The sequence below is a fragment of the Cytobacillus firmus genome, assembly GCF_023715565.1.
Classification (GTDB): Bacteria; Bacillota; Bacilli; order Bacillales; family Cytobacillaceae; genus Cytobacillus; species Cytobacillus firmus_C.
Map to the genome: position 1 here is coordinate 1 of NZ_JAMBOJ010000164.1, position 420 is coordinate 420.

General features: G+C 66.2%; 1 protein-coding gene. It reads right to left on the reverse strand.

The genetic code is table 11. The annotated features are described in order from the left end of the window. Window positions 1–420, reverse strand: a 420-nt coding sequence (locus tag M3205_RS25290; RefSeq protein ID WP_251172372.1) for a hypothetical protein, incomplete at both ends; no start/stop codon positions are given.

The following is a 420-nucleotide window of genomic DNA, read 5'->3' on the forward strand; positions in this document are numbered from 1 at the left end:
GATTTCGGGTTCGCGCTCGTCAGGTTGATCACCGGGTTCGGCGTGCTCGTGTTGCCGTTCTCCCAGCCGTGATAGACCTCGATGTGCCCGTTCATCGCGGTCCAGTCCCAGTTGCCCGCGAGGCCCTGCGCAAGAATCATCGTGTCGCTGTCGGCCTGGTAGATGATGCGCGTCACGGGCGCCACGCTGCCCGGCACGGCGGTCGTCACCGGCTTGCCCCATGACGGCTTGCCGGTCGTCGGGTCGAAGCCCGTCATCGGGTAGCGCGTGATCGCGTTGGCGCCGTTCAGTCCGGCCCACACGTCGCCGTTGCCGTCGATGTCGAAACCGGCCGTCACCTGCAGCGTCGTGTTGAACGGCTTGCCGGGCAGCGAGCCGGCCGGAATCGCGATGTAGCCGCTCGCGGTGTTGAAGTAATAG